This is a genomic window from Longimicrobium sp. (assembly GCF_036280135.1).
Classification (GTDB): domain Bacteria; phylum Gemmatimonadota; class Gemmatimonadetes; order Longimicrobiales; family Longimicrobiaceae; genus Longimicrobium.
This window is the reverse complement of sequence record NZ_DASURI010000409.1, coordinates 1-4,521: the sequence shown is the minus strand read 5'-3', so window position 1 is coordinate 4,521 and position 4,521 is coordinate 1. Positions and strand designations below refer to the sequence as shown.

The following is a 4,521-nucleotide window of genomic DNA, read 5'->3' as shown; positions in this document are numbered from 1 at the left end:
GTCGCTACAGGGCCGTGTCTCACAACTGGAAACGGAACTGGACGAGTTGAGGAATGGAGCGCCGCGTCGTCTCGGAGTGATCAGCTCTGCGTTTGAAGCTGGCAAGTACGACGAGGTCGTGTCCGCCACGCGCGAACTGGCACAACATCACCCCGGAACGCCGGAGACCGCGCAAGCACTACGCTTCGCCTCGCAGGCCGAGAGCAGGTTGGCCGAGCGGGCCCGCAAGGCTGAAGCGGAAGCTGAGGCTGCACGGCGGGAGGCAGCGCGGAGTGAACGCGACCGGATTCGCAGCACAGTCAGGGTGCGTCGGGTCTGGACGAGCAGGCCCAACAGCGCGGGTGGCGTCGATCTGCACATCGTGTGGCAGAACACGTCTTCCAAGACGGTGAAATACGCCAGATTCACGGTTGAAGCGTACAACGCCGTCGGTGATCCGGTATCGTGTACCATTCGCGACTACAGCGAATTCAGCGGAAGAGTTACTGGCCCGGTTCCCCCTGGCGCAGTTCGTGGCGGTGACAGGTACTGGGATAGCGCGTGGTACAACTCGACGATAGTCCGTGCGAGGCTCACACGAATCCAGATTGAATACACCGACGGGACAACCGCCGAGTTTTCAGGTGACCAGGCCAGACTTGCACTCGGTTGATCCCTGGCGGCAGCCGGGGTGCCCACCCGTGGATTACTGCTGAAGTCACAGAACCGCTTCCTCGATCGCGGTGACGAGCACGGCGAGCTCCGTGCTCCAGCCGGCCAGGCCCTGGGCGGCCGTGCGCACCGCGTCGCGTAGCTCCGCGGGGGCGGGCAGGCCCTCCACCGCGTACCGCAGCACCGTGAAGTAGCGCCGGAACGTGTCCAGGTCGCCGTCCACCTCGGCGGGATCGGCTTCGGCTTCCCAGCCGGGATAGCCGGGCACCAGCGCGGCCACGCCGGACGCGATCTCGCGGAACAGGTCCACCACGTCGTCCGCGATGAAGTCCAGCAGGTGCGCATCGTCGCCGTCGCGCGGATCGTCACGGTGCGCCTCGCACCACGCCTGCAGGGGCGCCACGTACGCCCAGCCCGCCTCTACGTGATCCAGCACATCGACGAACAGGGACCGCACGCCGGGATCGAGCTGGCGTGCGCGCTCCCGCGCGTCCCTCCACCACGCCATGTAAAGCGTGCGCAGGGGCTCCAGCGGCGCGCTCGCGTCCAGCGCGGGCAGCGGCGGAAGGTCCACGTGCTCGACCGGCTCCTGGGATTCCGGGCTGCTGCCGAGCGTGTGGCGTCCGCCGCTTCCGCGCGGCCGAATCGGATCATCCGGAACGTTGGCGGGCATCAGTTGCCGCTCCCGAGCATGTTGCTGGATGACCAGGTGACCTGGCCGAGCCGACGCGGCGCGACCGGAGTTGTCGCCGCCGGAGCGGGAGGACGCGCATCCGCGTTCGTGGGAGCGGGCGCGGGCGGTTGGCTGGTTTCGCTGTTCATGCGCCAACGCTACGGCTCGCCCGCGGGTGGCGAAACGTGGATTGGTGGCGTTTTGTGTTAGTGTATCTTCGTGGCGGGTTTGGTATGCTTTGGGTAGATTGAGCGGGCAGCGTTTCGCTTGCTCATCCACTCACACCGGGAGATTCCAATGAAGGCAATGCGCGTTGCGTTCGGGCTGATGCTGGCGGCGGGTGCCGCGGGATGCACGAACTCGGCTTCCCCCATCCTGCCGGCGGACGCGTCGTTCGACGGAGGCCACACGATCGGGGGTGGCGCGGGTGCGCCGCCTGTGCCCTCTGGAACAGAGACGACCTCCGCCGACGCGGGCGGCCATACGCTTGGCGGGGGCGCGGGCGTCCCTGCGGCACCTCCCGAGACGCAGACGACCTCCGCCGACACCACCGGTCGCGGCGGACATACGATTGGCGGTGGCGCGCTCGTACAGGAGCCTTCGGATCAGGAGGCGGTAGCGAGTGACACGACAAGCCGCGGCGGGCACACGCTCGGCTCGGGTTCGTAAAGGCAAGGCTCCGGAACCATCGTCAGTTTGGAGCCCTCTTCCATGCTTTGAGGCGGGTGGTGAGATCCCGGAGAATCGCGAGCGAACGCGTCCCCGGCGGGATGTCCTGCTGGGGGCGCGTGTTTGGCTCGCGCAGTTGGAGGCGCATCTCGGCCGCCTCGCGTACGAACTGGATGTCACCCTTGGCCTGCGCAATGCGCGCGGCCTCGTCTGCATACCGGCCCGCCTGATCGAGATCTCCAGCCGCACGGAATGCTTCCGCCAAGTGCAGGAAGACGGCTGAGGCGTGGGCATCGAAGATTGCAACCAGTTCCAGAGCCGCGCGTTCCGCCTCCGCCAAACGCGTGAATCGCCCGGCTCCCGCGGCGGCCCATGCAAGGGAGGACATGGCCAAACCACGTTCGTCCGGCCGCGCAATCAGTGGCGCCGCTCGCTCCAACAGGGGAAGCGCGGCGGAACAGTGCTTCTGCCGCAGCAATACGAAGGCGAAGTCGTGTCCCAGCGCGGGAAGGTTGGGATGGTCACCCGGATACAGGGCGATCGCAGAAGCCACGTGAAGCTCCGCGAGCCGGTAGCGCTCCTGGTCCACCGCGATGCCCATCAACTCGTGATGTGCGACCGCGGCCTCTTTCTTTCTTCCAAACGCCATGGCCCGGCGAGTGGCGCGCTGCAGAAAGCGCCGTGCCTCCGGAATCCGGTCGGTTGCCTTCATCATGGCGCCGTATCCCATGAGCGCCCAGACGGTTTCCGTGCGGTTGCGGCTGCGCACGGCGAGCTTGTAGGCCCGCAGGTGCCACGTGCCGGCGCGGTCGTACATCAGCGCGCGGCGCGCACTCCGGGCCGCCAGGTTGGCGTGGGCCGGGTTCTCGGGATCGGCATGGGCGGCGGCCTCGGCGAACAGCAGCGCCACCGTGCGCAGCCCGGCCGTGTCGGCCCACGCGTGCACCTGCGCGCACGCGGAGCCCACCTGCTCGGAGGTGGCGAGGCCGGGGGACCGCAGCATCAGCGCGAAGGTGCCGAACGCCTGCGCCAGCGCGGGGATCTCCTCGCACGCCAGCGCGAACCGGTCGCGTACGTCCTCCGTGGGCGCGTGGAACAGGCTGCGCCGCCTCGCCGCGGGCGCATCCCCCCACATCCGTGCGTCCACGAGCGCCCGCCAGAGCACCAGGCCGGCCGCGCTCTCCATCTGCGCCAGCACGGCCGTGCGGTCCAGCGGTGCCGGCGCGGGTGGAACGTGGTGCGGTCTGCCTCCGGCTCGGCGGGATGTGGGCACGCGAATGATGAACGGGTGACGAGGATTTTGTCCACTTATTCCGACAGAATACAGACAGGGAGCCGTGCGCGCCATTCCGTTCGCGGTGCCGCAGGCGACGCGTTGGTGCATTTGGATCCGGAGTTACGTCAGCTGCGATTGATTTGCACCGGCACGTCAACGCGGCAGGTCGCCATGTTTGTGCGCCGAAACACAAACGAGGCCGCCGGCTCCTGCCGGCGGCCTCGTTGTGCGCGCTGACTAACTCCCCGGGCAGATCACCAGGGGCTGCACCAGACCTGCGCCTGGGACTCGGCGTACGCGTTGTTGCTGTCCGTCACGCTGACCGATTCGTAGCGGTAGCCGGAGTTCTCGGGGCAGTTGACCGTGGCCGTGCTCGTGGCGCCCTGCGTCGACTTTACCTTGCCCGTCTCCCAGGTGAAGGTGTACCCGGTTCCGCTGCCGCCGGACGCCTCGGCAACGCAGGTCTGCAGGACCTCGTAGTTCTCACCGCACGTCACGAACACCGACAGCGGGGTGGCGGACGGGCTCGGGACCGGCGTGGCCGCGCTCGCGGTGGGCATCTCGCCGTACCCGGCCGCGATCGCACCGGTGGCGGTCAGCGTCAGCAGGGCACGAAGGATCGAGGACTTCACGGCGCCTCCTTGGTGGATGGACAGGCGAAGACTGGCTGCATTTCTAGAATAAGCAATTATCGTCCTTAAATACAAGTGCTGGCGAAGTGCGGGTTGCCCGAGCGCCCGATGGAGCGTATCCGCAAAATCCTCCGTGCGCGGAAACGAAAAAGACAGCCCGCGGCGCGCACGAAGGCGCCGCGAGCCGTCGCCGATCCTTTGGAAGTCTCATGCCGGGCGGGAAGATCCTTCGGGGCCGCCCGCATCCGGCGCGGTCGAGTTCGCGTAGGCCCCTCAAAGGGTGTTGCCAGACCTCGCGCTTCGAACCGCGTCATCCTGAGGAGCCGCCGCCCGAGCCCGGTTCGCCGCGTACTCCGTGGCGGCGACGAGGGATCTTGCCCGCGAAACTCTGCGGCGGTCCTCCTGCACGGAGCCCGTCTCCGAGTTTCGCACACAAGATCCTTCGGTCGCGCCAAGGTTTTGCGTGCGATCAGGTCGCGTGCGGCGCTCCCTCAGGATGACGCTCCTTGGCGTCCATTCGAGGTATGGTTCGGTAACACCCTCTGAATAGAGAGTGCAGGCTCGGGAGCTTGTGGCAGCCTCCGCGCGAGCGCCCCCTCCGGGCTCGCGGAGCTCGCCCA

General features: G+C 67.6%; 4 protein-coding genes. 1 reads left to right on the top strand and 3 read right to left on the bottom strand.

Annotated elements, in window-relative coordinates; genetic code table 11:
* On the top strand, positions 1-652 hold a 652-nt coding region (locus VFZ20_RS13090), incomplete at its 5' end, for a hypothetical protein (RefSeq protein ID WP_329684337.1).
* A gap of 45 nt (positions 653-697) precedes the next feature.
* On the opposite strand, the gene VFZ20_RS13085 is transcribed toward VFZ20_RS13090, so the two are convergent.
* From VFZ20_RS13085 to VFZ20_RS13075, 3 genes are all read right to left on the bottom strand, one after another.
* Entirely contained in the window at positions 698-1,324 is a 627-nt protein-coding gene (locus VFZ20_RS13085; RefSeq protein ID WP_329684336.1) for a hypothetical protein, read from the bottom strand.
* A gap of 691 nt (positions 1,325-2,015) precedes the next feature.
* A complete protein-coding gene (locus tag VFZ20_RS13080; protein WP_329684335.1) occupies positions 2,016-3,191 on the bottom strand; it encodes a hypothetical protein in 1,176 nt (391 codons plus the stop codon).
* 332 nt (positions 3,192-3,523) lie between these two features.
* The gene (locus tag VFZ20_RS13075) at positions 3,524-3,901 is read right to left on the bottom strand and encodes a hypothetical protein (RefSeq protein WP_329684334.1); all 378 of its coding nucleotides are present in this window, start codon (positions 3,899-3,901) and stop codon (positions 3,524-3,526) included.
* Between the last annotated feature and the right edge of the window lie 620 nt (positions 3,902-4,521).

Excerpts from the sequence above, each read along its gene's own strand:
- VFZ20_RS13085 (WP_329684336.1), bottom strand. The coding sequence starts at position 1,324 with ATGCCCGCCAACGTTCCGGATGATCCGATTCGGCCGCGCGGAAGCGGC.